Source organism: Allomuricauda sp. NFXS6 (assembly GCF_040148835.1).
Lineage (GTDB): Bacteria > Bacteroidota > Bacteroidia > Flavobacteriales > Flavobacteriaceae > Flagellimonas.
On the sequence record NZ_JAGEMG010000016.1, the window covers coordinates 1 to 25,811 of the forward strand.

The 25,811-nt window shown below is 42.0% G+C and carries 24 protein-coding genes; 7 read left to right on the top strand and 17 right to left on the bottom strand.

The window, feature by feature from the left end; genetic code table 11:
* Nucleotides 1-148 precede the first annotated feature (148 nt).
* Nucleotides 149-928, bottom strand: a complete 780-nt coding sequence (locus J4E06_RS17340) for a zinc ribbon domain-containing protein (protein ID WP_349525265.1) — start codon at nt 926-928, stop codon at nt 149-151.
* A gap of 5 nt (nt 929-933) precedes the next feature.
* Nucleotides 934-2,028, bottom strand: coding sequence for a Nif3-like dinuclear metal center hexameric protein (locus J4E06_RS17345; RefSeq protein ID WP_349525266.1), 1,095 nt, complete (start codon nt 2,026-2,028; stop codon nt 934-936).
* A 48-nt stretch (nt 2,029-2,076) separates the two neighbouring features.
* Here J4E06_RS17345 and lpxK point away from each other — a divergent pair, with 48 nt between their 5' ends.
* The gene (gene lpxK, locus J4E06_RS17350) at nt 2,077-3,075 is read left to right on the top strand and encodes a tetraacyldisaccharide 4'-kinase (protein WP_349525267.1); all 999 of its coding nucleotides are present in this window, start codon (nt 2,077-2,079) and stop codon (nt 3,073-3,075) included.
* Here the strand turns inward: lpxK and J4E06_RS17355 are convergent.
* The 9 genes from J4E06_RS17355 to J4E06_RS17395 form a co-directional block, all read right to left on the bottom strand.
* The gene (locus tag J4E06_RS17355) at nt 3,072-5,252 is read right to left on the bottom strand and encodes a response regulator (RefSeq protein WP_502877361.1); all 2,181 of its coding nucleotides are present in this window, start codon (nt 5,250-5,252) and stop codon (nt 3,072-3,074) included. The genes lpxK and J4E06_RS17355 overlap by 4 nt on opposite strands.
* Nucleotides 5,253-5,290: 38 nt before the next feature.
* The gene (gene gap / locus J4E06_RS17360) at nt 5,291-6,301 is read right to left on the bottom strand and encodes a type I glyceraldehyde-3-phosphate dehydrogenase (protein ID WP_349525269.1); all 1,011 of its coding nucleotides are present in this window, start codon (nt 6,299-6,301) and stop codon (nt 5,291-5,293) included.
* Nucleotides 6,302-6,323: 22 nt separating this feature from the next.
* Nucleotides 6,324-7,199 (bottom strand): lipoyl synthase, encoded by an 876-nt coding sequence (gene lipA / locus J4E06_RS17365; protein ID WP_349525270.1) that lies wholly within the window; start codon nt 7,197-7,199, stop codon nt 6,324-6,326.
* A gap of 62 nt (nt 7,200-7,261) precedes the next feature.
* A complete protein-coding gene (locus tag J4E06_RS17370; RefSeq protein WP_349525271.1) occupies nt 7,262-7,822 on the bottom strand; it encodes an RNA polymerase sigma factor in 561 nt (186 codons plus the stop codon).
* A 31-nt stretch (nt 7,823-7,853) separates the two neighbouring features.
* A complete protein-coding gene (locus tag J4E06_RS17375; RefSeq protein ID WP_349525272.1) occupies nt 7,854-8,063 on the bottom strand; it encodes a membrane or secreted protein in 210 nt (69 codons plus the stop codon).
* A gap of 76 nt (nt 8,064-8,139) precedes the next feature.
* Entirely contained in the window at nt 8,140-8,898 is a 759-nt protein-coding gene (locus J4E06_RS17380; protein WP_349525273.1) for an anti-sigma factor domain-containing protein, read from the bottom strand.
* Nucleotides 8,895-9,461, bottom strand: a complete 567-nt coding sequence (locus J4E06_RS17385; protein WP_349525274.1) for an RNA polymerase sigma factor — start codon at nt 9,459-9,461, stop codon at nt 8,895-8,897. The genes J4E06_RS17380 and J4E06_RS17385 overlap by 4 nt, the downstream gene beginning before the upstream one ends.
* A 203-nt stretch (nt 9,462-9,664) precedes the next feature.
* Complete coding sequence (gene murB / locus J4E06_RS17390; RefSeq protein ID WP_349525275.1) at nt 9,665-10,681, bottom strand: UDP-N-acetylmuramate dehydrogenase; 1,017 nt, start codon at nt 10,679-10,681, stop codon at nt 9,665-9,667.
* Entirely contained in the window at nt 10,678-11,871 is a 1,194-nt protein-coding gene (locus tag J4E06_RS17395) for a pyridoxal phosphate-dependent aminotransferase (RefSeq protein ID WP_349525276.1), read from the bottom strand. Before J4E06_RS17395 ends, murB begins: the two co-directional genes overlap by 4 nt.
* Nucleotides 11,872-12,018: 147 nt before the next feature.
* On the opposite strand from J4E06_RS17395, the gene J4E06_RS17400 reads away from it, so the two are divergent.
* Entirely contained in the window at nt 12,019-13,362 is a 1,344-nt protein-coding gene (locus J4E06_RS17400) for an aspartyl protease family protein (protein ID WP_349525277.1), read from the top strand.
* 64 nt (nt 13,363-13,426) lie between these two features.
* Here J4E06_RS17400 and J4E06_RS17405 read toward each other — a convergent pair whose 3' ends face one another.
* A complete protein-coding gene (locus tag J4E06_RS17405; RefSeq protein ID WP_421811195.1) occupies nt 13,427-13,813 on the bottom strand; it encodes a DUF1573 domain-containing protein in 387 nt (128 codons plus the stop codon).
* A gap of 200 nt (nt 13,814-14,013) precedes the next feature.
* On the opposite strand from J4E06_RS17405, the gene J4E06_RS17410 reads away from it, so the two are divergent.
* The 5 genes from J4E06_RS17410 (at nt 14,014) to J4E06_RS17430 (ending at nt 21,469) form a co-directional block, all read left to right on the top strand.
* Complete coding sequence (locus tag J4E06_RS17410) at nt 14,014-16,638, top strand: valine--tRNA ligase (protein ID WP_349525278.1); 2,625 nt, start codon at nt 14,014-14,016, stop codon at nt 16,636-16,638.
* A gap of 215 nt (nt 16,639-16,853) precedes the next feature.
* Nucleotides 16,854-18,242 carry a Gfo/Idh/MocA family protein gene (locus tag J4E06_RS17415; protein WP_349525279.1) on the top strand — a complete coding sequence of 463 codons (1,389 nt, stop codon included), beginning with the start codon at nt 16,854-16,856 and terminating at the stop codon, nt 18,240-18,242.
* A gap of 13 nt (nt 18,243-18,255) precedes the next feature.
* Nucleotides 18,256-19,308: a GHMP family kinase ATP-binding protein gene (locus tag J4E06_RS17420; protein ID WP_349525280.1), complete on the top strand. Its 1,053-nt coding sequence runs from the start codon at nt 18,256-18,258 to the stop codon at nt 19,306-19,308.
* A 5-nt stretch (nt 19,309-19,313) separates the two neighbouring features.
* Nucleotides 19,314-20,147 (top strand): sugar phosphate nucleotidyltransferase, encoded by an 834-nt coding sequence (locus J4E06_RS17425; RefSeq protein ID WP_349525281.1) that lies wholly within the window; start codon nt 19,314-19,316, stop codon nt 20,145-20,147.
* A gap of 53 nt (nt 20,148-20,200) precedes the next feature.
* The gene (locus tag J4E06_RS17430; RefSeq protein ID WP_349525282.1) at nt 20,201-21,469 is read left to right on the top strand and encodes a sterol desaturase family protein; all 1,269 of its coding nucleotides are present in this window, start codon (nt 20,201-20,203) and stop codon (nt 21,467-21,469) included.
* Here J4E06_RS17430 and J4E06_RS17435 read toward each other — a convergent pair.
* From J4E06_RS17435 to ftsH, 5 genes are all read right to left on the bottom strand, one after another.
* Nucleotides 21,466-21,729 carry an acyl-CoA-binding protein gene (locus J4E06_RS17435; protein ID WP_349525283.1) on the bottom strand — a complete coding sequence of 88 codons (264 nt, stop codon included), beginning with the start codon at nt 21,727-21,729 and terminating at the stop codon, nt 21,466-21,468. The two genes, J4E06_RS17430 and J4E06_RS17435, sit on opposite strands and share 4 nt — an antisense overlap.
* Entirely contained in the window at nt 21,722-22,387 is a 666-nt protein-coding gene (locus J4E06_RS17440; protein ID WP_349525284.1) for a phosphatidylserine decarboxylase family protein, read from the bottom strand. Before J4E06_RS17440 ends, J4E06_RS17435 begins: the two co-directional genes overlap by 8 nt.
* On the bottom strand, nt 22,377-23,180 hold the full coding sequence (locus tag J4E06_RS17445; RefSeq protein ID WP_349525285.1) for a phosphatidate cytidylyltransferase: 804 nt from the start codon (nt 23,178-23,180) through the stop codon (nt 22,377-22,379). The genes J4E06_RS17440 and J4E06_RS17445 overlap by 11 nt, the downstream gene beginning before the upstream one ends.
* Nucleotides 23,181-23,184: 4 nt before the next feature.
* Nucleotides 23,185-23,793, bottom strand: coding sequence for an LUD domain-containing protein (locus J4E06_RS17450; RefSeq protein ID WP_349525286.1), 609 nt, complete (start codon nt 23,791-23,793; stop codon nt 23,185-23,187).
* Nucleotides 23,794-23,859: 66 nt separating this feature from the next.
* Entirely contained in the window at nt 23,860-25,809 is a 1,950-nt protein-coding gene (gene ftsH, locus J4E06_RS17455; RefSeq protein ID WP_349525287.1) for an ATP-dependent zinc metalloprotease FtsH, read from the bottom strand.
* Nucleotides 25,810-25,811: the final 2 nt, after the last annotated feature.

The following is a 25,811-nucleotide window of genomic DNA, read 5'->3' on the forward strand; positions in this document are numbered from 1 at the left end:
GCTTAGGAATCCTATGGCCCGATTTTTTCCAAGGGAAATAAATCGATAAAACGCAACATTAAGGCAGGCACCCACAAATCACCCCCTAAATAAAAAGACCGCCTAAATGTTTTTAGACGGCCTCTTTAATTTCTTGTTCTAAAGAAGATTAGATTTTGGCAAAAAGCTTTTGCATTCTATCCTGCTCTTCCTCGGCCAAAAGGGGGTCTACCAAAATTCTACCGCTGTGCTCATCTGTAATGATTTTTTTGCGGGAAGCAATCTCTACCTGTACCTGTGGTGGAATGGTGAAGAAAGAACCGCCGGAAGCTCCGCGTTCTACGGGAACCACCGCCAAACCGTTCTTTACATTGTGGCGGATTCTTTTGTAAGCCTTGATCAAACGCTCTTCGATTTTATCTTCGTATTCTTCAGATTTTTTCAAAAGTGCTTTTTCTTCTTTCTCAGTCTCGGCAAGAATAGCATCCAACTCACCCTTTTTGTGCTTTAGGTGGCTTTCGCGCTCGGATAGCTTTTCCTTGGTAGCGGCAATCACTTCTTTTTTCTGTTCAATTTGTGCTTTGAACTCTTTAATGTTCTTTTCGGCCAATTGAATCTCCAACTCTTGGAATTCCACCTCTTTGCTCAATGAATTGAACTCGCGGCTGTTCCTTACATTTTTTTGTTGCTCGCTGTATTTTTTGATAAGCGCTTTGGACTCATCAATAAGATTCTTCTTGGCAGTAATCTCAAAGTTAACGGTTTCAACATCCGTTTTCAGTTTGTCCATTCGCGTTTTAAGACCAAGAACTTCGTCTTCCAAGTCTTGTACTTCCAAAGGCAGTTCGCCTCTAACATTGCGGATTTCATCCACTCTAGAGTCAATAAGCTGTAAATCGTACAATGCTCTCAATTTATCCTCTACAGTGTTTTCTTTCTTGTTCGCCATATATTTTATAAATACTTGATGGGATTCGTTATACTCTCCGATAAAGAGACTGCAAAATTAGGAATTTTTTTCGTAAGATAATCAACCAATAAATCTTTTGTAAACTGCTCAGTTTCAAAGTGCCCAATATCAGCTACGACGAGTTGGTTTTCGGCTTGGTAAAAATCGTGATATTTAAGGTCGGCACTCACATAAATATCTGCTCCAGCGCTCTTTGCAGCACCAATGGCAAATGCCCCGCTTCCCCCTAAAACAGCGACTTTTTTCACCTTTTTATCCAATAATTGGGAATGTCGAACCATGGAAGCATTCATTCGTTGCTTAACCAATAACAGGAACTCTTTTTCACCCATTTCAACATCGAGGTTTCCAATCATTCCCATACCTAAATCCTGATTGGAATTCTCTAAAGTCAATATTTCGTAAGCCACTTCTTCATACGGATGTGCATCAAAAAGGGCACTTAGGATAGCTTTTTCCTTCTCAAAGGAATAAATAACATTGATTTGAGCTTCTTTTTCAAAATGTACTTCTCCTATTGTTCCAACTGTGGGATTGGCGTTATCTCCCGCTTTGAAACTACCAATGCCCTCTAGGCTATAACTGCAGTTGCTGTATTTGCCAATTTCACCGGCACCCGCTTGGAACAGTGCCAGTTTTATACTTTCGGCATCGGCCGTAGGGGCGTAGGTGATCAATTTTTTGATGCTTTTTGCCCTTGGGATCAGGATTTCGGGGTTCTTTAACCCCAAAACCTCGCATATTTTAGCGTTGACGCCCATTTTGCTGTTGTCCAGCGCAGTATGCATACTATAAATGGCAATATTGTTTACGATGGCTTTTAGCACTACACGTTCCACGTAGTTGCTTCCTGTTAATCGTTTTAATCCTTTAAAGATGATGGGGTGAAAGCTTACGATCAGGTTACATTTTTTCTGAATGGCTTCGTCCACAACGTTTTCAAGTGTATCCAAGGTAACCAGCACCCCTTTAACTTCCATATGGGGGTCCCCTACCAATAAACCTACGTTGTCAAAATCTTCGGCGTGTGCCAAAGGCGCCAATTCTTCAAGCACTTTTGCTATCTCGTTAACGGTCATTTTAAAAATGTTAAGTGGGCTAAAGATAAAATATTATATTTTCGTTCAATGCTTCAATTGCTTCGTAAAATAGCTTTCCCCGTTTCGTTGATCTATGCCCTGGTGGTTTATGTTCGAAACTTCTTGTTCGATGTGGGTGTGTTTTCATTAAAATCGTACAAGATTCCGACCATTTGTGTGGGTAACTTGAGCGTTGGTGGAACGGGCAAAACCCCAATGACTGAGTATTTGTTACGGATATTGGACAATCGAAATACTGCAGTTCTAAGCCGGGGATACAAGCGTAGATCCGAAGGCTTTTACTTGGCCAATGCCAAAAGTACGGTGTTGGAATTGGGTGATGAGCCGTATCAAATCCATCAAAAATTTCCTGAAGTAACGGTTGCGGTCGATGCCGATAGACGGAATGGTATCGAAAAATTGGAAAGCTTGGTCAATCCAGATATTATTGTTTTGGATGATGCCTTTCAGCATAGAAGGGTAAAGCCGACTTTTTCTATTTTGCTCACCACCTATCCGAATTTATATGTAAATGATTGGTATTTGCCCACAGGGAGCCTCCGTGATGCCAAAAAAGAATCTAAACGTGCGGATTTGATCATTGTGACCAAATGCCCTGAATCTTTACAGGAAAAGGAAAAGAAGGAAGTGGTGGCAAAACTACGGCCAAAACACTATCAAAAAGTATTGTTTGCATCCTTAAAGTACCACGGCTTTGTTACCGATGGAGGACAGCAAAAAATACCGTTGTCGGAATTGGTCGATAAACAAGTGGCTCTGGTTACGGGCATTGCCTCGCCCGAACCTTTGGTACGGTATTTAAAATCCCAAGAAATTAATTGTACCCATTTTGAGTTTGGTGACCACCATCACTTTACGGATAAGGACATTGAACGATTCAAAGGATATGAAATGGTGTTGACCACCGAAAAGGATTTTGTACGGTTGGATGGAAGGGTGGACAAATTATATTATTTGGAAATTGCCCATAGTTTCTCCGAAACAGATGCAATGGTTCTAAAAAATGCTGTTGATGCGTTGTTCTAAACGGAACCTTCCATTTTGTTCCTAAAAATATTTTCCCCAATTTTCTGATAAAACACTTCGGGCTTAAACGGTTTGGTGACCACATCGTTACAGCCCGCTTCGTAGAAACTGTCCAGGCTGTCGTCCAAAGAAATGGCGGTCAATGCAATAATCGGTATGCTTTGGTCGAACTTACGTATTTGGCGTGTTGCCTCCTCACCACTGATACCGGGCATATGGATGTCCATCAAAATGGCATCGTAGGTATTGTTTTTGGCCATATCAATGGCTTCGTTACCATTGTTGGCAATGTCGCAGGTAATCTCTTTTTTGGTGAGCATTTTTTTGGTGATCACCTGGTTGATCTTGTTGTCCTCCACAACAAGGACGTGCAACCCTTTGAACTGGAATTCCTCAGGGTTTAGTTCAAAAGAGACTTCTTCCCCTTCTTTACTCTCGTAATCCACCTCCATTTCAAAATAGAAAGAACTACCGTGCCCTATTTCACTTTCCAAGTGAATGGTGCTGCCAAATAGGCCCAATAAACTCTTTACTATGGTAAGGCCAAGACCCGTGCCCCCGTATTCCCTATTGATTTGGATGGACCCTTGCTCAAAGCTTTCAAAAATGTTTCTCTGTTGCTCCTCGGAAATACCGATACCATTGTCCCTTACCTCAAAATATAATGTTACTTGGTCTTCTTCTTTCTTCAACATTTTTGCAATGACCTCTACTTTACCGTTTTTGGTAAACTTAAGTGCATTACCGACCAGGTTCATGAATATTTGGGATAGCTTTATGGGGTCTCCCATTAATTTTTTAGGTATAGTGGGATCGTAATCCAATACCAATTTCGTCTTTTTTTCGTGTGCATTTTGTTGTAACGACTCCACTACATCATCCAGTACTTTGTGTAGTTTGAACTCAATGTTGAGCGGTTCAAGTTTATCTGCATCTATTTTGTTGATTTGAAGGATATCGTTGATGAAATTCAACAAATATTCACCGGAAAATTTCAAGGATTTTAAATGTTCTTTCTGATGCTCCGATGGGTCCTCTTCCAATAAAAGGTGTGTGAGTCCGGTTACGGCATACAGGGGCGTCCTGAGTTCGTGGGTAACGGTTGAAAGAAAATTGGTCTTGGCCTCCATTGCAGAGACGGCCGCATCCCTGGCCAGTTCCAATTCTTTGTTTTTGGTATGAAGGAGGTCGTTTGTTTTGAGCTTGATCTGATTGTTTCGGAACAAGGAAACCGCCAAAAGCGAAATTATGGTCAAAAAAGCGGATGTTAAGATGGCCGTGATTTCTGAACGGTTCTTGGATTCGCTCAATTCCTCATTCTTGGCCTGGAGCTTGTTCATCTCGCTCATTTGATGTTCGTTGCGAACCCTGGCACCAACGTCACTATCCAGCTTTGCCTTTTCCACATTGAATATGGAATCTTTGATCATGGCCAAACCTTTTGCATAAACAAGAGACTCTTCGAAGTTTCCGTTGGCCTCATAAATATTGGACAACTGCTCATAGGAGGTTTTGATCTCTTTGGCAAAACCATGTTTTTGTGCCAGTTCCAAAGCAGCCTTGGAATGTATGATACCTTCATCTAGATCGTCCAATGTCACGCTGATATCGGATAGCTGTAGGTTGGCTCTTGTGGCCAAATAGGCCCGCTCCTTGTCATCCGCATTTACAATAAGGGCGTGCAGGTTTTTTATGGCATCATCATACTTCTCAATGTTGGTATAAATACGAGCCTCCAGTAAAAGTATGTTATTGGTAAGGTTCCTGTTATTGCTTACTTTTCTGGATTCTTCCAGTTGTTTCAACGCTTGGAAGTTGTTTCCTTCATTAAATCTTAGGGCCGCGTCCAGGTATAAGTGGAATGCCTCGCCATAGGAATAGGAGGTGTCCCTGAGCAAAATACTTGCCCTATCCCAATAAAATGTTGCAGATTCTTGGTCACCTTCTTCCAAAAATAATCTAGCGTATAGGTGGTAGGTATCCAGTAAAAGTTTGGAGTCTTCGTTGCTCTCGGCAATGTTGGCAGCTTCTTTTAGGGTTTCCAAAGCTTTGTCCACTTTGTTCTCGTGCCTATATTGCCTAAACTGGTTAAAGATGTCCCTAACTTCCGAAGTGGAACTGCCATCACTTTGGGCAAAAGATAGTTGGGTGCATAAGCAGATGCACAAGACAAGCAGCAAATTTTTGCCTTTCCTTTTTTTAACCAAGGTTGAGATCAAACGTAGTTTTTCTTTATCAGTAAAGCTATTAAATCAATAATCCTGGAGCAATATCCAGTTTCGTTATCGTACCACCCAATGATTTTTACCATTTTGCCAATCACGGAGGTCATCAAAGAATCAAACGTACAAGAGTAAGAACTATTGTTTATATCGATAGAAACAATAGGGTCTTCGGTATACTTTAATATGCCTTTAAGGTTGTTGTTCGCTTGCTCCTTAAAGGTAGCATTTATTTCTTCAATGGAGGTTTCTTGGATAACATTGAAGGTAATATCCGTCAACGAGCCATTGGGAACGGGTACCCGTATGCCACATCCGCCGATCACATCCGATAATTCGGGAAAAATACTGGTGAGTGCTTTTGCAGCTCCGGTCGTTGTGGGAATTATGGATTGCCCAGCTGCTCGTGACCTTCGCAAGTCGCGGTGGGGACTATCGTGCAAACTCTGATCGGAGGTGTAGGAGTGTATGGTGGTGATATAGGCTTGTTCAATACCACAGAGTTCGTTGATCACCTTGATCATTGGAGCAGCGTTGTTGGTGGTGCAGGAGGCGTTGGAAATTATGTGATCGTCGTTGTTGTTGATGACCTCGTTAACGCCAAGAACCACCATTTTGATGGATTCATCCAGTGGAGGGACCGAAAGAATCACTTTTTTGGCCCCATTTTTAATATGGAATTCCAAATCTTCCCTTGTTTTGAATTTTCCTGTGGATTCAACTACAATATCAACCTGGTGCGAATGCCAGTCTATTTCTTTGGGGTGAAGGTGGTTGAGAACTGGTATTTCCCTGCCATCAACAATAATTTGATTGCTTTTGTGCGACACATCGGAATTCAATACCCCGTGGATACTGTCATATTTTAATAGATGCGCCAAGGTTTCTGCATTGGCCAAATCGTTTATGGCCACTACTTTGATGTTTGGATGGTTCAGTAAAAGCCTAAAAAGGGTTCTGCCTATGCGGCCGAAGCCATTTATTCCAACGGTTATACTTTTCATAATGGAATCGGGGGAAGTTGGTCTAATGTATGTGTTTGTGCGCTTTATACGATGAGCGTACCAAGGCACCGCTTTCCACATGTCTAAAGCCCATTTCCAAACCTATTTCCTCATATTTTTTAAACTGTTCGGGCAAAATAAATTGCTTTACGGGCAAGTGCTTTTTGGAGGGTTGAAGGTACTGGCCAATGGTAACCACATCAACATCTGCCTTTCTAAGGTCTTCCATGGTGGTGATCACTTCGCTTTCCTCTTCGCCAAGACCGAGCATAATACCGGATTTGGTTCTTTTTGCTCCGTTTTTCTTTAAATAGTCCAGTACTTCGAGGCTTCTTTCATATTTGGCCTGAATCCTTACTTCTCTTGTCAATCTCTTTACGGTTTCCATATTATGGGAGATCACCTCTGGAGCTACTTTGATTATCCTGTCCAAATGGTTGGATATTCCTTGGAAATCCGGGATAAGCGTTTCCATAGTGGTTTCTGGATTCATCCGTCTAACGGCTTTGACGGTCTCTGCCCAGATAATGGATCCCATATCTTTAAGATCGTCACGATCTACGGAGGTGAGCACGGCGTGCTTTATTTGCATGATTTTTATGGAGCGGGCCACTTTTTCGGGTTCTGCCCAGTCAACGGTTTCGGGACGGCCCGTTTTTACGCCGCAAAAGCCACAGGAGCGGGTACAGATGTTACCCAATATCATAAAGGTGGCGGTACCTTCTCCCCAACATTCACCCATGTTTGGGCAACTACCGGAGGTGCAAATGGTATGTAAATCGTACTTGTCCACAAGCCCCCTGAGTTGCGTGTATTTTTTACCCGTTGGAAGCTTGACCCTTAGCCATTTCGGCTTTCCTTTAGGTGGAAGAACATTTTCTGCTACGCTTGTGCTCATACAACTAATTTAGATTTACAAAGGTACAAAACTGGGAAGGAAACTTTATGCTTTTGGGGAGGTCACTTTTTTTTGATGATTTCTGCCAAAAGCTTTTTGGCCCGGAGCAATTTTACTTTCACATTGTTAACGGGCTCGTCGAGTTCCTTGGCGATATCGGCATAACTCAGTTCGTGGAAATAACGCAGGTTAATGACCTTTTGGTAATGGGGCTTTAATTTTTTGATGTCCCTTAGCAGGTTGGCGAGGTTCTGTTCTGTGATCAAACGGTCCTCTGCCGTGGGGGTTTCGTCCAAGACGCGTTTAACCTCGTCGCCACGGGATTCCATTTCGTTCATAAGGCTTCTTTTGCGTTTTCGAAGAAGGTCTACATGAAGATTTTTGGAAATGGTGATGAGCCAAGTTTTAAACTCATAAGTATCATCGTAGGTATCTATTTTGTCAAACGCTCTCGAAAAGGTTCTTATGGTAATGTCTTCGGCATCATTTTCATTTTTGGTCCGGAGTATCTGAAAACCGTAAACATCGTTCCAAAAGGTGTCAACGAGCGTACTGAAGGCAATTTGGTTTCCTTCTTTTGCCTTTTGTATAATTTCCTTGATGGAATCGTCGGTTTTTTCCAAAAAATGGGTATTGCCTAAATAAATTTAAGAATTATTGGGGGTTGGTAACCGTATCTTTTTTGCAATCTTGTTCTTCGGGTAGTTTACCGCAATAGCCACAAGCTTCACCATCCTTATTTAGAAAAGGGCTTTGGCTCGCACAAGTGCCAGCAAATTCTCCGTTCTTTTTCCCCCAGATTTTAATGGCTATTCCTGCAAATGCAAGAGCTAATAATCCAATGGTAACCAATGCTAACTTCATCTCTCAACTTTTGAACAAAGGTACAAAATACCTTGCTAAAGGGTAAATTGTTTAAGGTTTCTTTAAAGTTGCTCCTTTAATATTTGATGTTGGCCACGATATTGTCAACGGACGGAGTGTTGTTTCCGCCTTTGGGTTCAATGGTGATGTAACCTACTGCGTTATCTGCATAGGGAAGTGCCAAAAGCTTGTCTTTTTCGTCAAAATTTTTGATTACGCCCAAATTCACCAACTCTCCGTTCACCTCGGCCCACATCTGGAAGCATTTGTCCTCGGGAAGTTCCGGGACATTGCTTACGTTGATATAAGAAAGTTTTTTGACGGGATTGATATATGCGATGGCCTTGAGTTCCTTGGCTTCGCGCTCACCTTTTACCGTATACTTTTTTGTCGAGGGGTTGTTCAATACAATGAATTGGTTTCTCATGTCAGCCAACTGATCCTTCATATTATTCTCCAAATATTTGATTTGGTTGGTGACCATGGTATTTTTTTCCTGAAGCGTTTGGTTCTCGTTCCAGAAAAAGAGGGAGGAACCGGCAAAAATCATAATGGCGATACTTGCAGCAACGGCATAACGCATAAATCTTTTGCTCACCATTGTCTCCTTTTTTGCGCTGGAAAGTATGGCTTCCTTAAGACCTTCGGGTGTCTTTTTGGCATACATATTGGCAAAGGTTTCCAAGTTTTTTTGAAGAATATCATAAGTTTCCCTTACCTCGGGATACATGGCAATATACCTTTCCGCCTTTTGGGTTTCTTCTTTGGTAGTATCTCCCAAAAGGTATTTTTCCAAAATGTCGGATTCTAAAAATATTTTCACTTTTTCCTTCATGGCAATAAATTTAATAAGAAGAGCAAAGACATGGTTGTACCGTAAATCTTTCCAAGTTCCCTAAGTCCAATTTTTAAACGGGACTTTATGGTTCCCAAAGGAATATCCAATTCATCACTTGCCTCCTGCTGTGTCATTCCTTCAAAAAACAGGGCTTCAAGAACAATTCTGTACTTATCTTCAATCTTATCCAAGTTTTCTTGGATGTCCAGATGTTCCGGGTTTATACTCTTTACTCCAATATTATATACGTCCGAAACGTCGATTTGGATTTCCTTGTCGGATTTATTGTTAACACTTCTTAACTTATCTATGGACGTATTCCGAACAATTCGGAATAGCCAGGTAAAAAGTTTGGCTTTGGAAGCATCGTAAGAATCTGCCTTTTTCCAGATTTTGATAAAGCTTTCTTGGAGCACATCTTGTGCTAAGGCTTCATCTTTTACCACCTTATAAGCAACGCCAAAGAGTGTATCACCATAATTTTCATAGAGTAGGGAAATAGCCTTATCGTCTTTTTCCGCAAGGAGTGAAACAATATGTCTCTCGATCAATGTGCTCATTTATGATGCTTTTGGTAAAATTTTTAGTGGGACCAAAATCTAAAATAGGATTTATCTCGTATATAAAACAAAGCTAAGGCACAAAAAGCTTTTTGCCTTGGTTCATTTTTAAAAGTGATAAAGGGTGTTACAACCCTGACAACATACATAAGTTTGGTTAGTTTGGTTTGGTATAACCCTCGTTATTGGTTTCAATGCGAGGGTTATTTTATTATGTTCACCTCGGACTGTATTTTAATTTTAAAGGTTTTGTATACCGTTTCCTGAATTTTTTGGGCCAATTCCAAAATCTCCTTGCCCGTGGCGTTCCCATAATTGACCAACACTAAGGCTTGTCTCTCATGCACTCCTGCGTCTCCAAAACGTTTTCCTTTTAATCCACATTGCTCAATGAGCCAGCCCGCAGGAATTTTATATTGGTTGTCATCCATTTCATAAAAAGGAGCTTCCGGGTGCTTTTTTGAAAACTTATCAAAAGCTTTTTTTGAAACAATCGGATTCTTAAAAAAACTACCACTATTTCCAATTTCCTTGGGGTCCGGCAATTTGCTTCTTCGAATCGCGATTACCGCATCAGAAATATCTTTTATGGTAGGATGTACGATACCATTGTTTTTGAGCTCGTTCTCAATGGAACCATAACCGGTGTGAAGCACATGGTTCTTTTTTGTTAGTTTTAGGACCACAGAGGTAATAATGTATTTGTCCTTGGCTTCATTTTTAAAAATGGAGTCCCTGTATCCGAATTGGCAAGCCTCGTTGTCAAACCCAACCAGTTCCCCGGTTTTTACCTCCATCGCGGCGCAACTCACAAAAACATCCTTGAGCTCTACGCCGTAGGCCCCAATATTCTGAATGGGGGCAGTCCCAACATTCCCTGGGATCAAGGAAAGGTTTTCCAGTCCGCCGTAGCCTTGTTCCAAACTCCACATTACCAATTCATGCCAATTTTCACCGGCCATTACCTTGACTTCCACACTATTCTCATCTTCTTCGACAACGGTGACCCCCTTAAGGTTAATGTACATCACCAGCGCATCAATATCTTTGGTGAGCAACATGTTGCTTCCGCCACTGATAATGAATTTTTTGGGATACGCTTTAAGTTCCAGCGCTTTTTGGAGTTGGACGAGTCCGGTAATCTCTACGAAAAACCGTGCCTTTACATCAATACCAAAGGTATTGTAGCTTTTTAAGGATATGTTTTCCTGTATGTTCACTGTTTGTTATACTCGGTTAAGGCCTTGCCCAAAATCTGGACGGCCTTTACAAGTTGCTCTTTTTCTAGCACATAGGCAATTCTTATCTGATTTTTTCCCAGTCCTGGTGTTGCATAAAACCCTGCTGCTGGCGCAACCATCACGGTTTTTCCATCAACCTCAAAACTTTCCAGTAACCATTGGGCAAAGTGGTCGGCATCCTCAATAGGGAGTTCTGCCACACAGTAAAAAGCACCCTGTGGAGTGGCCACTTTTACGCCTTCCAGCTTGTTGAGCTCGGTCAACAACAGATTCCTTCGGGAAACATACTCCTCGATCACATCATCAAAATATTCTTGTGGGGTCTCCAATGCCGCTTCGCTGGCAATCTGGGCAAAGGTTGGAGGCGACAAGCGAGCCTGGGCAAATTTCATGGCAGTGGCGATTACTTGGGTGTTTTTGGAAATCAAACAACCGATTCGAGCTCCGCACATGCTGTATCGTTTGGAAACGGAGTCCACAACAATAACGTTTTCTTCCAGCCCTTCCTCTTGTAAAATGGAATAGTGATCCCTACCATCGTAGGTGAATTCCCGATACACTTCATCTGCTACCAAAAAAAGGTTGTGTTTTTTGACCAAAGCAGCCAATTGCTTTATCTCTTCTTTACTGTAAAGGTACCCCGTGGGATTCCCAGGGTTACAAATAAGAATAGCCTTTGTTTTTGGAGTAATGAGCTCTTCAAACTTGGCAATGGGAGGGAGGGCAAAATTATTTTCGATGGATGATGCAATTGGTTTTACATTAACTCCAGCGGCGGTGGCAAAACCATTATAGTTGGCATAAAAGGGTTCTGGTATGATAATCTCGTCGTCATTGTCCATAATGGTCCCCATCGCAAAGGCAAGTGCCTCTGACCCGCCCGTGGTCACTATGATATCTTCCGCATCAACAAAAATATCGCGTTTTGCATAGTACGCGGCAATTTTTTGACGGTATTCCTCGGAACCTTGCGTCATACTATACTCAAGAACTTCGATATTGTGGTTCCTCACGGCATCCAAAGCCACTTTTGGTGTTTTAATATCAGGCTGTCCAATGTTGAGGTGGATTACATGGGTTCCTCGTTTTTTGGCAGCTTCCGCGTAGGGTACCAATTTACGTATGGGCGATGCGGGCATTTGTGTCCCTTTCTTCGAAATACTTGGCATGTGCTAAAGTTTTGGCAAAAATGAGAAAACCAACTATCGAAAACAACAACTTTAAGGAATAATTCCTTGCCTAGTGAAATGTTAAATTAAGATGAAGTATGCGCCTTAATTTGTATATTTAATAAGTATGACCAGTTGATATTAAGTATGTTGAGGAAGAACATCATCTTTTTTGCACTTCTTTTATTTGTACCCTTGTTTATTTGGGCGCAGGGATATCGATTGCCCGAAGGTGAAAAATTCCAAAAGATAAAGTTTGAGCTCATCAACAACCTTATCATAATTCCTGTAGAGGTTAATGGTACGGAGCTCACTTTTATTTTGGATTCCGGGGTAAGTAAGCCCATACTTTTTAATCTTTCCGAGTCAGATTCCATTCCGATAAATAATGTTTCCGAAGTCACCATTCGTGGCCTTGGCGGTGGAGAGCCGATGAAGGCCCTAAGTTCCAAAAACAATGCTTTTAAACTTGGTGAGGCTAGAAATTACTCCCAAGACCTTTATGTGGTTTTGGATCGGGGAATCAATTTTTCAACATCCCTTGGGATTCCCGTGCATGGAATTATGGGGTACGATCTTTTCAGGGACTTTATTGTTGAAGTAAAATATAATTCCAAAAAGATAAAATTGCACAATCCAGAATTGTACCGATATAAGGATAGAAGAAAAACGCAGACCCTTCCGCTTACCGTAGAAAAAAGAAAAGCTTATGTGGAAGGCACGGTGCTAATGAAGGATACTGCAAATGTACCGGTTAAATTACTGGTGGATACAGGAAGTAGTGATGCTTTGTGGCTTTTTCCAGAACCCGAAAAAGGATTGGAGATTCCGGAAAAGAACTACGAAGACCACCTCGGAAGAGGACTGAGCGGTGATATTTTCGGAAAACGAAGTAAAATCAATGGGGTTCGGATAGGCGACTTTGAGCTTGAAGAAGCCAAAGTAGCATTTCCTTACCTTGAATCTTTTCAGGGATTGGAAAGTATGGGCGATCGTAATGGCAGTTTGGGGGGTGAAGTTCTCAAGCGTTTCAATATCGTTTTCGATTATGCCCGGGGCCTGGTTACTTTAAAGAAAAATGGAAACTTCAAAGACCCCTTCCAATATAATTTGGCAGGAATAGACTTGCAGCACAACGGTTTGCGTTATATAGCAGAAAGTATCGCCGATGTGAATGGAATTGTGAAAGAGGATGATGCGGATACTTTTGGGAATGTCCAAATTTTATTGGAAAACAAGACCCGTTTAAGTCTTGTTCCCGAAATAGTAGTATCAGGTATTCGTGCGGGAAGCCCTGCTGCAGAGGCAGGATTACGTGAGGGTGACGTGATTTTAGCCGTAAACGGAAAAAGAGTCCATAAGTACAAGCTTCAGGAAATCCTTAAAATGATCAACGAAAGAGAAGGAAAGCGGATAAAAGTATTGATCGAACGATACAACAGGGATTTGCTGTTCACCTTTGTCCTTAAAAAGATGTTTGACGACGACTAATTAAGAAACGAAAAGCCCCAAAACCAATTGGTTTTGGGGCTTTTAAAATATATTTTCTTTTTCCTTATTTCGCTCCAGGATTTTTAACGGTACCCTTTATTTTCAAAACTTTTGTGGGCGTATCCGCATTGGAGGTCACAGTAATGGCCTTTCTAATAGGACCAACTCTGTTGGTGTCATATTTCACTTCAATTTTACCAACTTTTCCAGGCATAATGGGCTCTTCGGGCTTTTTAGGGATTGTGCATCCGCAGCTGGACCTAACATTGCTGATCACCAAAGGAGCATCTCCGGTATTGGTAAATTCAAATACACGAACACCATCGCTTCCTCTCTCGATTTCTCCGTAATCAATGGTCTCGCTTTTAAATTCGATTTTAGCGGTCTCTTGAGCGTAAACCCCTAAGGATAAAAGCCCTACAAACAGCATGAGTACAGTTTTTTTCATCATTTTTGGTTTTTGGGTGAACTTCAAATGTAGATGTTTTGATACCTGCATCCAAAATTCTTTTGTTATAGAATAACGTTACTTATTTTTGTTTCGTATTTCTGGATTGGCTATCATCCGAAGAATAGCGTAAAATTAACATTTGGCTTTCCCTTCAAAAACAACCAATCGCAGTCCAAATTAAACAAAAACTGTACCGAAAAATGGAGATTCCATCAAAATATGACCCAAAAAGGGTTGAAGAGCACTGGTATGCCTACTGGTCCGAGCATAAATATTTCAGCTCCAAACCGGATGAAAGGGAGCCGTATACCATAGTAATCCCGCCACCAAACGTGACCGGGGTACTTCATATGGGGCATATGCTCAACAATACCATACAAGATGTTCTTATCCGAAGAGCCAGACTCCTGGGGAAAAATGCCTGTTGGGTGCCAGGAATGGACCATGCCTCCATCGCCACCGAGGCCAAAGTGGTCGCGAAGCTCAAGGCCGATGGCATCGACAAATCAAAATTGTCCCGTGATGAGTTTTTAAAACATGCTTGGGATTGGACCAACGAATATGGAGGGGTAATTCTCCAACAATTGAAAAAACTGGGCTGCTCCTGTGATTGGGACCGCACCAAGTTTACTATGGATGACGATATGTCAGCCTCGGTAATCAAGGTTTTTGTGGATCTTTATAACAAAGGACTGATTTACAGGGGATATCGAATGGTGAATTGGGATCCTGAAGCGAAGACCACGCTTTCTGATGAGGAGGTGATTTATGAAGAAAGACAGGGTAGTCTTTATTATTTATCCTATGCCATTGAAGGCTCGGACGAAAAAGTGACCATTGCCACCACCCGTCCGGAGACCATTTTGGGCGATACCGCAATCTGTATCAACCCAAATGATGAAAGATATCGTCATTTAAAAGGCAAAAAGGCCATTGTTCCCATCTGTGATAGGGTAATTCCTATTATTGAAGATGAATACGTGGATGTTGAATTTGGTACGGGATGCTTAAAAGTGACTCCTGCACACGACGAGAACGATAAAAACCTTGGAGATAAACACAATTTGGATGTAGTGGATATCTTTAATGAAGATGCCACTTTGAATTCTTTCGGACTTCACTACGAAGGGAAAGACCGTTTTGTGGTGCGTAAAGAAATTTCCAAGGAATTGGAAGAGAAAGGCTATTTGATAAAAACCGAGCAGCACACCAACAAAGTCGGTACATCTGAGAGGACGAAAGCCGTTATCGAGCCACGATTGTCCGATCAGTGGTTCCTTAAAATGGAAAACCTGGCAAAACCGGCTATTGAAGGCGTTTTGGAGACCAAAGATGTGAAGTTGTACCCTTCCAAGTTTGATAATACCTATCGCCATTGGATGGAAAACATTCGTGATTGGAACATTTCACGTCAGCTTTGGTGGGGTCAGCAAATTCCAGCCTATTATTATGGAGATGGAAAAGAGGATTATGTAGTTGCGGAAACTTACAAAGAAGCATTGGAATTGGCAAAAGCCAAGAATCCAAGCATTCAAGCTTCCGACTTACGCCAAGATCCCGATGTTTTGGATACCTGGTTCTCATCGTGGTTGTGGCCCATAAGTGTTTTTGGTGGCATTTTGGAGCCGGACAATGAAGAGGTGAATTACTATTACCCGACCAGTGATCTGGTTACGGGACCTGATATTTTGTTCTTTTGGGTAGCCAGAATGATTATGGCAGGGTATGAGTACAGAGGGGAACGACCTTTTGAAAATGTATACCTTACAGGACTGGTTCGCGACAAGCAGCGTAGAAAAATGTCCAAGTCCTTAGGGAACTCGCCCGATGCCCTACAGCTAATATCCGATTTTGGTGCCGATGGTGTTCGTGTAGGACTTTTGTTGAGTTCTGCCGCAGGAAACGATTTGTTGTTCGACGAAGCCCTTTGCCAGCAAGGCGCCAACTTTGCCAATAAAATTTGGAACGCCTTCCGATTGGTGAAAGGTTGGGAAGTAGCGGATATTCCACAGCCCGAGGCCGCACAAAAAGGAATTGAATGGTACAAGGCAAAGTTCAATCAGACTTTAGTGGAAATTGAAGACCACTTTTCTAAATACCGCATTTCCGATGCCTTGATGGCCACGTACAAATTGGTCTGGGACGATTTCTGTTCTTGGTTGTTGGAAATTGTTAAACCTGAATATCAAAAGCCGATTGACCAGAAAACGTATAATGAGGTATTGGGTCTTTTTGAGGAAAACCTAAAATTGTTGCATCCGTTTATGCCCTTTTTGACGGAGGAAGTTTGGCAACATATTGCCGAGCGTACTCCTGAAGATGCGTTGATTATAGCCCAATGGCCAGAAGTAAAAGAAGTGAATGCTGACTTAATTACTGATTTTGAATTTGCCTCAGAGGTAATTTCAGGGGTTAGAACCATCAGAAAAGAGAAAAACATTCCGCAAAAAGATACTTTGGAGCTCTTTATGTTGAATGGTGAAAAAGTGGGCAATCAAATGGATGCCATCATCCTAAAATTGGGAAATCTGTCAAAAATGGAGGCGGTGGATACCAGTTTGGAGGGTGCTTTGACCTTTAGGGTAAAGAGTAACGAGTACTTTATTCCAATAAGTGGTGCCATCGATGTGGAGGCTGAAATTGCTAAGATTACGGAGGAGCTGAATTACACCAAAGGATTTTTAAAATCCGTTGAAAAAAAGTTGGGCAACGAACGCTTCGTGAACAACGCTCCCGAGCAAGTGGTGGCCATGGAACGCAAAAAGGCAGCCGATGCCGAAGCCAAGATCGAGACTTTGGAAAAGAGCCTTTCCAGTTTAAAATAAGCTTTGGGTATACAGTGATAAGATTTTGAAGAGGCCGTCTAAAAAATCTTCATAACTTGATTTGTCAGGTTGATCGCAGTCGAAACCCATTGATTATCAATATATTTTAGGTTCTCGACTGCGCTCGAACTGACAGATAACAAGCTTTTAGAGTTCCTCTTTTCTCATTATTTTTCATACTTTGGAAAAGATTAGAACCAATAACGCAATTATCAATGAAAAACCTCAATAGAAGAAGCTTTATCCAGAAAACTTCATTGACAACAGCGGCAGTTGCCATAGTGCCGAGCTATTTAAAAGCCAATTCAGAAAGACCCTTATCATCAACATATATGGGCGGGTTTGCCGCGCCCAAATTAGAAAGGGTGCGTGCTGCTTTTATTGGGGTTGGAGCCAGGGGGGGAACCCACGCCAAGTTTTTTGCGGCCTTGGAGGGTACCGAAGTGGTTGCCATCTGCGATTTGTATGAGGATTTGGTAAAAGAAAAGACCCAATGGGTAAAGGAAGCTGCCGGAGAGGACAGACACAAAAATATTGCCCAGTATTGGGGTGATGAGGACAAGTGGCGTACCATGCTCAAAGAGGTGAGGCCCGATATAGTGTTTATTGCCACGAACTGGGTAAATCACGCACCTATGGCCATTGGGGCCATGGAAAACGGGGCACACGCATTCGTTGAGGTGCCAATCGCTACCACCATTCAAGATATGTGGGATATTGTGGATGCCAGTGAACGTACTCAAAAACATTGCATGATGCTGGAAAATGTTAATTACAGCCGTGATGAGTTGATGTTCCTCAATATGTGCAGGCAAGGTGTGGTTGGTGAAATTTTGCACGGCGAAGCAGGCTACATTCACGAACTGCGCTGGCAGATGGAAGAGCAGGAACGGGGCACAGGTTCTTGGAGAACGCCACACTATGCCCAGCGAAATGGAAATTTATACCCTACGCATGGTTTGGGGCCTGTTGCCCAATATATGAACTTGGCAAGACGAGATGATACTTTTGGTAGTTTGGTCTCATTCTCAACACCATCAAGAGGACGTGAACTATATGCGGAAAAAAACTATCCAGCCGACCATAAATGGAACCAACTCGATTTTAAAGGTGGAGATTTGAACACATCCATCATCAAAACTGCAATGGGAAAAACCATTATGGTACAGTGGGACGAAACCAGCCCACGACCTTACTCCCGGTTGAATCTGGTACAAGGAACCAAAGGTATTTTGGCAGGGTTTCCAACTCGCGTAGCGCTGGAAGGTGGCGTGGAAGGACTCACGGAAGACCATCACTCTTGGGTGCAAGGAGAACAACTCCAGAAATTATATGAAAAATATGACCATCCGCTCTACAAACGATTGAACGAAGCGGCCAAAGGTAGTGGGCATGGCGGAATGGACGGCATTATGGTATATCGAATTGTAGAATGCCTACAAAAAGGACTTCCATTGGACCAAAATGTATACGAAGGGTGTTTATGGAGCGTAGTTGCGCCATTAAGCGAACGGTCAGTAGCAAGTGGTGGTGCGCCACAGCCTTTCCCGGACTTTACTAGAGGCAATTGGAAAGAGACCGAACCATTGGATGTTATAAGTTAAGCAGTAAAGATCAATGACTGAAATAAAAGTTCCGGCCCGAATCTGTTTTTACGGGGACCATCAAGATTATTTGGGACTGCCGGTAATAGCAGGAACCATTGACCGGTATATTAACTTAAAGGCAACCCCAAATTCCGATAGAAAATTCCATATAAAGTTGTTGGACTTGAAGGAGGTAACATCTATTTCAGTGGATGACGATTTAAAGCATATTGGATCCGATGACTATTTTAGGTCTGTAATGATGGTTTTGAAAAGGCAGGGCTTTCATTTTGATCAAGGTTATGATATCGAGATTTCAGGAAACATTCCACTTAATGCAGGATTGTCCAGTTCATCCGCTTTGGTGGTGGCCTGGATTCGATTTTTGGTAGCAATACAGGGGAAATCGGAAGAAATAAGCGATTTCCAAATTGGAAGATGGGCCTATGAGGCGGAAGTGTTGTTTTTTGATCAGCCCGGAGGTTTGATGGATCAGTATACCATTGCCCAAAAGGGACTCATTTATATTGATACGCAAACAGGGGAAAGTACAAGATTGAAGGCCGATTTGGGAAAATTGCTTGTGGCGGAATCCGGAGTGCCCAAAAAAACCTTGGAAGTACTTAAAAATGCTAGAGTGTATTCACAAAATGCGGTGGATGTGGTTAAAAATGCCAACCCTGAGTTTGAATTGAAGCATGCAACATTGGAGGACTATGAAAAGTATATCGAATTGGTTCCGGAGGAGCTTCAGGGGTATTGGTATGCCACGATTTCCAACTATCATATCACTTTAGAGGCAAAAAAAGAGCTGTTGAAGCCAAATCCAAATATTACAGCTTTGGGGGATTTAATGAATCAGCACCAAATCATTCTTCAAAACAACATCAAGAACACCCCGTTGGAAATGATAGAGATGATGGATGACGCCCGTGAGATGGGCGCATTGGGAGCAAAAATAATCGGTTCGGGAGGTGGAGGATGTATGGTGGCCATGGTAACTGATGCTACCGAGGAACAGGTAAAACAGGCGTTTTTGAACAGAGGGGCAAAAGCGGTGTATGCGGTGGAATTAACAAGTTAATGGAAATGGAGAATAAGAGTTTGATCATAATGGTAGGTGGCGCTTCTTCCCGAATGAAGCGGAGTTTAAAGGCCAATGATGGTCAAAAAAGGATTATGGACAACATTCCCCATAAGAGTTTGATTCCCGTAGGTAAACAGGGTAGGCCATTCTTGTATTATTTGGTGAACAATGCCGTGGAAGCAGGTTATACCAAATTGTATTTGATTACCAGCCCGGAAAACCACGCTTTTCAAAAATTGAAGGAGGATAGAGGTCTTCCCGCTGGGTTAGAAGTGTTTTTGGCAGTCCAAACGGTGCCAGAAGGGAGAAAAAAACCATTGGGAACCGCAGATGCACTCCAACAATGTTTGGATCAGTACCCTGAATTAAAACAGACCATCTTTACCGTTTGCAATGGGGATAACCTATACTCCGTTGGGGCTTTAAAGGATTTAAGGAAAGAGAGAAAAGCTCCCCATGCCTTGATCAGTTACGGAAGTTCAGGATTTGATTATTCGGAAGAGCGTATCGCTAAGTTTGCGGTAATGGATATTTCTTCGGATGGATTTCTACAGCAGATCATAGAAAAACCAAATGTAGGTGATGTTCCCAAATATAAAGATGCTTTGGGTGAACTTCGGGTAAGCATGAACATTTTTAGTTTTTCGGGAGCGGAAATTTATCCATATTTAAAGAATTGTCCTATGGACCCGGTTCGCGATGAAAAAGAATTGCCCAAAGCTGTTGGAATGTTGGTGGCCGAACAACCAGAAAGTGTTCTATGTATCCCCCGTTCCGAACATATTCCCGATCTCACCGATGCCAGCGATATTCAATTATTTAAAAATTTAGAGTAACTTAATAGCGTATAATCCCATTCTTGCATCGAGCAAAGCTTTAAATTTTTGAAATGGAATCGTATGCAACGGCATTGTTATATGCTACACCGTTTTTTATTGGCCTGGTACTTATTGAAATACTCTACGGCCGTTTTGTAAAAGATCAAAAACACAACCTCATGGATACCGTGAGCAGTCTTAGCTCCGGTTTAACCAATGTGGTTAAAGATTCTTTGGGGCTTGTGCTTATTTTGGTGAGTTACCCCTTTTTATTGGAACATCTTGCATTGATCGAAATCAGGTCAACTTGGTTGGTTTGGGTGGTGGCTTTCATAGTCCTGGATTTTGCAGGCTATTGGAACCATAGGTTGAGCCACCATATCAACTTTTTTTGGAACCAGCATGTAATTCATCATAGTAGTGAAGAGTTTAATTTGGCTTGTGCGCTTCGCCAGCCTATTTCCAATTTATTGGGGTATTATGCCCTTTTGTTGATCCCCGCTGCCCTATTGGGCGTTCCCAACCAAGTTATCGCCGTACTGGCACCTATTCATCTTTTTGCTCAGTTTTGGTACCATACCCAGCACATTGGTAAGCTGGGTTTTTTGGAATATGTAATTGTTACGCCCTCGCAGCATCGAGTGCATCACGCTATAAACAAAGAATATATCGACAAAAATCTTGGGCAGATTTTTTGTGTTTGGGACAGAATGTTCGGAACATTTCAAGAGGAATTGGATGAGGTGTCGCCGCAATACGGAGTGCTGAAACCTGCAAATACCTGGAATCCCATCATTATTAACTTTCAACATTTATGGCGATTGATGCAGGATGCGTGGCGAACCAAAAACTATTGGGATAAGTTACGAATCTGGTTTATGCCGACAGGATGGCGTCCATCTGATGTTAAGGAAAAATATCCAGTTACCATTATTGAGAATGTGTATAATTTTAGAAAATATCAGCCGGAAACTTCGAATTCCCTAAAGGGGTATGCACTCTTTCAATTAGTTGCTACTACCTTTTTGATGCTCTTTATGTTCTATAACTACTCCGAAATTGGTTTTGAGGGACTTTTGTTGTTCGGTGCTTTTATTTTTGTTGGAATTTATGGATACACCACATTGATGGACCGTAAAAACTATGCAGTTTGGATTGAAGTGATTCGAGGCATGGGGGGAATGGTCTTGATTTATCTCACCAACGATTGGTTCGGACTCAATGAGTACCTTTCAATAGGCAGTTATATTGTGGCTCTCTATTTCCTGATTACCATTTTTGGTGGAGTTTACTTTATCTTTTTTGAGAAGTCGTTCGCAACATCGGATTTTGCAGCTTAGAGCGATTTTAATTCCTTGTCCACCAATTCCACGTATTTTTCCATGGCCTCCGCTACACTTATTCTTTTGGCTTGAAAAAGGGCGTTTGCTTTAAATGCGTTGATGAGGGGTGTTCTGCTGCCAGGGTTGTCAAAGTTTTTGTTGGCAATCTTAAAATAGGCGTACAACTTTAATAATAGATCCGCAGGCAAAGGGTCTGTGTAGTCGTTAACAAAGTTAACGGCATCGTTGAATCTTTTATGTAAGTCTTCACTAATCATCCAATGGTCTTACGGAAGCGATGCAGGTGCGTGCCCCCACTACTTTTTGATTCAGTTTAACGGCGATGTCGCAATCCAAGGGCAATAAGAGGTCCACACGGGAGCCAAATTTTATAAAGCCTGCATCTTCACCTTGGGTAACCTGCTCGCCTTCTTCGGCATAATTTACGATTCTTCTTGCCATGGCCCCGGCAATCTGCCTGTATCCTATTTCACCAAATTTCGGGGTGTGCAGTATTATGGTGGTTCGTTCGTTGTCGGTACTGGATTTTGGGTGCCAGGCCACCAAATATTTACCGGGATGATATTTGGAATAGGTTACCGTTCCACTGGCGGGGTATCGGGTCACGTGCACGTTGGTGGGCGACATAAAAATGGATACCTGTTTTCTTTTATCCTTAAAATACTCCGGCTCGTCAACTTCTTCGATTACAACGACCTTGCCATCAACAGGTGCCAATATTTCATCAAAATTTGGGGTGACCAATCTTTTCGGGTTTCTAAAAAACTGCAAAATAGCTATCAAAAACAACAATGCGGAAATCTGAACGGTAAAACGAATCCATTCCACATCAATATAGTACTGTGCGGCCAAAACGGTGGCTACCACCAAGAAAAAGGTGGTTATTACAATTTTTTGACCCTCTTTATGAAACATAGGAAAATATATTTAAAATCAGATATGCGAAAGGTGCAGCAAATACCAAGCTATCCAATCGGTCCCAAATTCCGCCATGTCCGGGTAAAATAGCACCGCTATCCTTTACCCCTGCCATCCGCTTAAATTTTGATTCCAATAAATCGCCCAAACTTCCTGCGACCACTATTAAACAGGCCATTGCCATCCACTCTGTTACCGAAAGTCTTGTTTCGTACCAAGATAAAAAGTATGCGGCCAGCAATGCAAAAATAAGACCTCCTACAGAACCTTCAATAGTTTTTTTTGGTGAAACTGCAGGAAATAGTTTTGTACGGCCCAAAGTTCTTCCTACCAAGTAGGCAAAAGTGTCATTGACCCATATTAAAATAAAGATGCCCATAATCAAAAACTGGGCAAATTCGTCAATCTTGTAAGGTATCATGGTCAAAAAAATACAACCACCACCAATATAAAAGAGTCCAATAAAAAACTTTTGAAAGTTGCTAAAGACCTTTGGTTTTTTAGAGAACAGGAACCTTAACAATGCGATATCCACTGTAATGGTGCACAGCATGAGTAAGTTTATGACGTTTGCATCGTTGGTCAGATAAATAAAGGTCCACCACAAGGCCAAGTAGGCCATAAATATATAGTATCCCTTTAACCGAACAATACGTTTGAATTCATACAGGCACCCCAAGCCAAATGCCATAAATAAAAAGTCGAAGGCATCCGTGCTCAAAAATACCGCACCTAGCAGAAGTACCACATAAATTACCCCTGTGATGGAGCGTCTTAAAAGTTCTCTCATGTATTTAGAAATCTTCTAGGAGTAAAAGATATACATTTTTTGAGGCACTTCCGTAGGATAGAAAGTCATCTTTGTTTTCTGGGGTCTGTTGAAAGTGCTTTAGCGTGGTAATATTGTTGGGTATATTTTTTTGATAGCGTTCCTTGATCAGTTTAAGGGCTTCACTAATGGAATCCACCAACTGGCTCGTAGTGGCGAATACGACCAAGTTGGATGGGAGCTCGTTCAGCTTTTTTTCCTTGATCTGATTGGAACATACCAAAATGGAACCATTGTGCGCAACCAGATGTTCACAGGTGGTAAAGAAAATTTCACTTTCGTTACGGTTATTGGTAAAATCGATGTTCTCCGAAGCAAAACGGGTCTCCAATCTTGGATCCATGGAATAGAAAAGATGGTTTTGCCAATCGTTTTCCGATACAATATTTTTGAGTGCTTCGGAAACCTCGGCAAAATCTTCGCAGTAAATGAACTTCCCGCCATTTTTTTTGAAGTAGATGGTGAATTTCTCATCTACGGGAATCTTTAAATCGGGCATATGGTCGCCACGGGTTTCCGCAGTTTCCTTGGAAACTTTTTTTCCTCCTCCGAAAAGTTTTTTAAAAACTCCCATTTATGGCATTGTGTTCTTTTCTACTGAATCAATATAATTCTTTTGATTAAATTTTATTCTATGAACTTATTCGGCAGGTTCAAGTTTTTCTTCCTCTTTTTCAAAAGGGCGTTGACCGAATATTTTTTCCAAATCGTCCTTAAATATAACTTCTTTATCCAAAAGTCTATCAGCAAGTTCGGTAAGCTTGTCCTTGTTTTCATCCAACAATTTAATAGCTCTTTGATATTGCTTTTCTATCATTTTGGATATTTCTTGGTCAATTTTCTGGGCCGTTTCCTCACTATACGGCTTAGTGAATCCGTACTCGTTCTGACCTGATGAATCGTAATAGGTAATGTTCCCCAACTCTTCGTTAAGTCCATAAATGGTGACCATGGCGCGAGCTTGTTTGGTTACTTTTTCCAAATCACTCAATGCACCGGTGGATATTTTATTGAACATTACTTTTTCGGCGGCCCTACCTCCCATGGTGGCGCACATTTCATCCAACATTTGTTCTGGACGGACTATTAAACGCTCTTCAGGCAGGTACCAAGCGGCGCCCAAAGATTGCCCTCTCGGTACAATGGTTACTTTAACCAAGGGTGCTGCGTGCTCCAACATCCAGCTTACCGTGGCATGGCCCGCTTCGTGGTAGGCAATGGTTTTCTTTTCATCAGGGGTGATGATTTTATTTTTCTTTTCAAGACCACCGACAATTCTATCTACAGCATCCAAGAAATCCTGCTTGTTTACCGCTTTTTTCTCTTTTCTGGCTGCGATAAGGGCCGCTTCGTTGCACACGTTGGCAATGTCAGCTCCCGAGAAACCTGGTGTTTGTTTGGCCAAAAAGTCCAAATCTAAAGTTTCGGCAGTTTTTATAGGGCGAAGGTGTACTTCAAAAATTTCTTTTCTTTCGTTAAGGTCGGGAAGGTCAACATAAATTTGACGGTCAAAACGTCCTGCTCGCATCAATGCTTTGTCCAATACATCGGCACGGTTGGTCGCGGCAAGCACGATCACGTTGGTGTTGGTACCAAAACCATCCATCTCGGTCAACAATTGGTTCAAGGTATTTTCCCGCTCGTCATTGGAGCCGGTAAAGTTGTTTTTGCCCCTTGCCCGTCCAATCGCATCAATTTCATCAATGAATATAATGGCTGGGGATTTATCCTTTGCTTGTTTGAACAAATCACGTACCCTTGATGCTCCTACGCCCACGAACATTTCAACAAAGTCTGAACCTGATAGCGAGAAAAAAGGAACCTGGGCTTCGCCAGCCACGGCTTTTGCCAGTAGGGTTTTACCTGTTCCTGGAGGGCCTACCAATAAGGCTCCCTTAGGTATTTTACCTCCAAGCGAGGTGTACTTGTCCGGGTTTTTAAGGAATTCTACAATTTCCTGGACTTCTTCTTTGGCTCCTTCCAGACCGGCAACATCTTTAAAAGAGGTGCGGGTATCTGTTTTTTCATCGAACAATTTGGCCTTTGACTTCCCGATGTTGAAAATCTGTCCACCGGCACCTCCTCCAGCACCACCTGACATTCTTCGCATCAGGTAGATCCAAATACCGATAATAAGGGCGAATGGTAGGAGCGTCAAAAATATTTCACCGATTACGTTCGATTCCGTATCAAACTCCACAATGGTATCAAGATTGTTCTCCTTTTTGATTTCAGTGATTTCGTTTTGGAAAATCTGCAAATCACCATAGTCCAACACATATTGGGGAACCAGTCCGGTTGATGGCAGCAAAGGTTTTTCGGCCACACCTTTATGGACGTCTTTGCTCAGGGCTTCATCGGTAAGAAAAACTTTCGCTTGACGTGTATTTGTAATGATGACAATTTTAGAAATGTCGCCATTGCGTAAAAATTCCTGTAATTCGGATGTTGTTGTTTTTTCTGTACTTGAAAAACTGCTTCCTCCAAAAAATTGGAAGCCGATGATCAAGGCGATTACCACACCATATATCCACCACGAACTAAAACGTGGTTTTTTTGGGGGGGTATTGGGGTTGTTTTCTTTTGCCATTT

Excerpts from the sequence above, each read along its gene's own strand:
- ftsH (WP_349525287.1), bottom strand. The coding sequence starts at position 25,809 with ATGGCAAAAGAAAACAACCCCAATACCCCCCCAAAAAAACCACGTTTT.
- gap (WP_349525269.1), bottom strand. The coding sequence starts at position 6,301 with ATGAAAAGTATAACCGTTGGAATAAATGGCTTCGGCCGCATAGGCAGA.
- J4E06_RS17375 (WP_349525272.1), bottom strand. The coding sequence starts at position 8,063 with ATGAAGTTAGCATTGGTTACCATTGGATTATTAGCTCTTGCATTTGCA.
- J4E06_RS17430 (WP_349525282.1), top strand. The coding sequence starts at position 20,201 with ATGGAATCGTATGCAACGGCATTGTTATATGCTACACCGTTTTTTATT.
- J4E06_RS17340 (WP_349525265.1), bottom strand. The coding sequence starts at position 928 with ATGGCGAACAAGAAAGAAAACACTGTAGAGGATAAATTGAGAGCATTG.
- J4E06_RS17425 (WP_349525281.1), top strand. The coding sequence starts at position 19,314 with ATGGAGAATAAGAGTTTGATCATAATGGTAGGTGGCGCTTCTTCCCGA.
- J4E06_RS17400 (WP_349525277.1), top strand. The coding sequence starts at position 12,019 with ATGTTGAGGAAGAACATCATCTTTTTTGCACTTCTTTTATTTGTACCC.
- J4E06_RS17440 (WP_349525284.1), bottom strand. The coding sequence starts at position 22,387 with ATGTTTCATAAAGAGGGTCAAAAAATTGTAATAACCACCTTTTTCTTG.
- J4E06_RS17380 (WP_349525273.1), bottom strand. The coding sequence starts at position 8,898 with ATGAAGGAAAAAGTGAAAATATTTTTAGAATCCGACATTTTGGAAAAA.
- J4E06_RS17415 (WP_349525279.1), top strand. The coding sequence starts at position 16,854 with ATGAAAAACCTCAATAGAAGAAGCTTTATCCAGAAAACTTCATTGACA.
- lipA (WP_349525270.1), bottom strand. The coding sequence starts at position 7,199 with ATGAGCACAAGCGTAGCAGAAAATGTTCTTCCACCTAAAGGAAAGCCG.
- J4E06_RS17420 (WP_349525280.1), top strand. The coding sequence starts at position 18,256 with ATGACTGAAATAAAAGTTCCGGCCCGAATCTGTTTTTACGGGGACCAT.
- J4E06_RS17385 (WP_349525274.1), bottom strand. The coding sequence starts at position 9,461 with ATGAGCACATTGATCGAGAGACATATTGTTTCACTCCTTGCGGAAAAA.
- J4E06_RS17410 (WP_349525278.1), top strand. The coding sequence starts at position 14,014 with ATGGAGATTCCATCAAAATATGACCCAAAAAGGGTTGAAGAGCACTGG.
- lpxK (WP_349525267.1), top strand. The coding sequence starts at position 2,077 with ATGCTTCAATTGCTTCGTAAAATAGCTTTCCCCGTTTCGTTGATCTAT.
- J4E06_RS17395 (WP_349525276.1), bottom strand. The coding sequence starts at position 11,871 with ATGCCAAGTATTTCGAAGAAAGGGACACAAATGCCCGCATCGCCCATA.
- J4E06_RS17450 (WP_349525286.1), bottom strand. The coding sequence starts at position 23,793 with ATGGGAGTTTTTAAAAAACTTTTCGGAGGAGGAAAAAAAGTTTCCAAG.
- J4E06_RS17405 (WP_421811195.1), bottom strand. The coding sequence starts at position 13,813 with ATGATGAAAAAAACTGTACTCATGCTGTTTGTAGGGCTTTTATCCTTA.
- J4E06_RS17445 (WP_349525285.1), bottom strand. The coding sequence starts at position 23,180 with ATGAGAGAACTTTTAAGACGCTCCATCACAGGGGTAATTTATGTGGTA.
- J4E06_RS17435 (WP_349525283.1), bottom strand. The coding sequence starts at position 21,729 with ATGATTAGTGAAGACTTACATAAAAGATTCAACGATGCCGTTAACTTT.
- J4E06_RS17345 (WP_349525266.1), bottom strand. The coding sequence starts at position 2,028 with ATGACCGTTAACGAGATAGCAAAAGTGCTTGAAGAATTGGCGCCTTTG.